This window comes from Bradyrhizobium sp., from assembly GCF_035701725.1.
In the GTDB taxonomy this organism is placed as follows: Bacteria; Pseudomonadota; Alphaproteobacteria; order Rhizobiales; family Xanthobacteraceae; genus Bradyrhizobium.
The window spans coordinates 1-2,295 of the sequence record NZ_DASSRP010000260.1; the positions used below are offsets into that span (position 1 = coordinate 1).

General features: G+C 61.1%; 2 protein-coding genes. One reads left to right on the plus strand and one right to left on the minus strand.

Going from position 1 to position 2,295, the window contains the following annotated elements; translation table 11 throughout:
- Positions 1-105: 105 nt before the first annotated feature.
- Positions 106-1,048, minus strand: a protein-coding gene (locus VFL62_RS15505) for an IS630 family transposase (RefSeq protein ID WP_325173263.1) whose coding sequence is annotated in 2 segments (ribosomal slippage) — positions 106-711 and positions 713-1,048 — 942 coding nt in all. Because the reading frame shifts where the segments join, the coding sequence is not laid out codon by codon here.
- Between the two features lie 206 nt (positions 1,049-1,254).
- On the opposite strand from VFL62_RS15505, the gene VFL62_RS15510 reads away from it, so the two are divergent.
- Positions 1,255-2,295: cytochrome c (locus tag VFL62_RS15510; protein ID WP_325173264.1), on the plus strand; the 1,041-nt coding region annotated here is incomplete at its 3' end.

Sequence of the window (2,295 nt, forward strand, 5' to 3'; positions counted from 1 at the left end):
TTTGCTTTTTCGCCGGATTCATTTCGGGATTTGGCCTGCGCGCCATGATCTCTCAGTACCGAAAGCGTAGAGCGCGGCGTGCTAGGCTTCTAAAGCGGGATGAAGTTAGGTTCGTCCATATCCTGAATTTGCGAAGTAGCTTGCGCATTCTTCGGGCGTGAAGAGCTGCAGAGCCTCGCCGATGGCGAGGCAGACAGTTTCGATGGTTCTGGCGGCGGCTTTTCGGAGGAAGTGTTTGAGCTTGGCAAAGACCTGTTCAATGGGGTTCAGGTCGGGTGAGTATTTGGGCAGGTAGAAGAGCCTGGCCCCTGCCGAGCGGATGAGCTGACGCACGACCTTGCCTTTGTGGCTGCCGAGATTGTCCATGATCACGATATCGTCGGGACGAAGCGTCGGTAGAAGGACCTTCTCCACATAGAGGCGGAAGCTGTCGCCGTCGATGGGGCCCTCGAGAAACCATGGCGCCTCGATCCGATCGCAACGTAAGGCCGCCAGGAACGTCATGGTGCTCCAGCGGCCGTGCGGAACCTTGGCGGTAAGCCTCTGACCGCGCGGCGCCCATCCGCGCAATGCTGCCATATCGGTCCTGGTCCAGGTCTCGTCGATGAAAACCAGGCGCTCAGGTGCGACGCGATTTTGATATTTGATCCACTGGACCCGCCGCCTTGCGACGTCGAGACGATCGCGTTCGCCAGCCACCACGCTTTTTTTTGAAGCTGAGGTTCTCGGCATGGACAAACTCCCATACCGACCGGTAATCAACCTTCAGCCCGCGCTCAGCGAGCTCGGCGACCAGACCGCGCAAGGTGAAGTCTCGCTTGGTTCTTTCTAACACCCAGACACGATGTTCGCCCGAAATCGCCCTTGCCCTGTGGCCGCCCATCTTGCCGGGCGCTACGCTGCCGGTCTCTCGCTGCCGTCGCACCCATCCAATGGCCGTGCTGATGCCTACCCCGAACTGCTTGGCTGCCTGATTGCAGGACAACCCGCCGGTCACAACCGCCGCAACCACCCGCTTCCGAAGATCCAAAGAGTAAGGCTTGCCCATCCATGCCGGCCTCCAGCCCAGCCAGCATGGTGAATCAGAAACGCCCTGATTTGGGAATCCCAAATCGATTCAAGCTAACTTCATCCCGCTTTAGCCAACGCCAGCCCTCTCGTCCGGAAAAATCCGCATTGTGGCGTCGCCACAGGGTGGCGCACCGCGCGCGGATTTGTGCTAGCAAGGTCCCAAAGCAATAAAAGCTGGGACGGATGACAAGTTCAAAAATCGTTGCAGGCATCGTCGCAGGGCTCTTGGCCGGCGGCGTGATTGCGGCCTTTGCAGTGGCGTGGCGACCCGCGATCTCGGCGATCGAACCGCCTGCGCCGCAATCCTTCGATGCCAATCTCGTCAAACGGGGGCGCGACCTTGCGGCAATCGGCAATTGCAACGATTGCCATACGGTGCGAGGAGGCAGGGCTTTCGCCGGCGGCCTCCCGGTGCCGACGCCGTTCGGCGCAATTTACTCCTCCAACATCACGCCGGATCCGGAAACCGGTATCGGTCGATGGTCCGAAGCTGCGTTCCGCCGTGCGATGCGATCCGGCGTCGATCGTGCCGGGCAGCACCTCTATCCGACGTTTCCCTACGACCATTTCACCAACGTCACCGACGAGGATGATCGCGCGCTCTATGCGTTTCTGATGACCCGGCAACCGGTCCGCGCGCCCGCGCGCGCCAACGAGCTCGCCTTTCCGCTCAATCAACGCTTTGTCGTGGCAGGCTGGAAATTGCTGTTCCTGCGGCGGGAGACCTACCGGCCGGACGACGCGCAAAGCGCGAAGTGGAATCGTGGCGCGTATCTCGTCGAAGGATTGGCCCATTGCGGCGCGTGCCACACGCCTCGCAACGCTTTGGGTGCTGAGCGTGTGAGCGCGCCATTCTCCGGCGGCGACGTCGACAATTGGCACGCCTATGCGATCAACGCGCGATCGCCTTCGCCGGTGCCGTGGGATACCGAGGCGTTGTTCCACTATCTGCGCCAGGGCTGGGATAAAGATCATGGCGTCGCACGCGGGCCGATGGCTGAAGTCGTCAGCAACCTGTCGTCGGTGCGGGAAAGCGATGTGCATGCGATCGCTGTCTATATGACAAGCGTGTTCGGCCCACCCAGCCAGGATCGCCTCCACAAGGCCGATGAAATACGCGCGCAAGTCAAATCGAGGCCGTTGCAGCCCGTCCCGTCCAACGCCGCCGGCGCTTCGATCTATGCCGCTGCCTGTGCGACCTGCCACGAATCCGACAGGCCATTG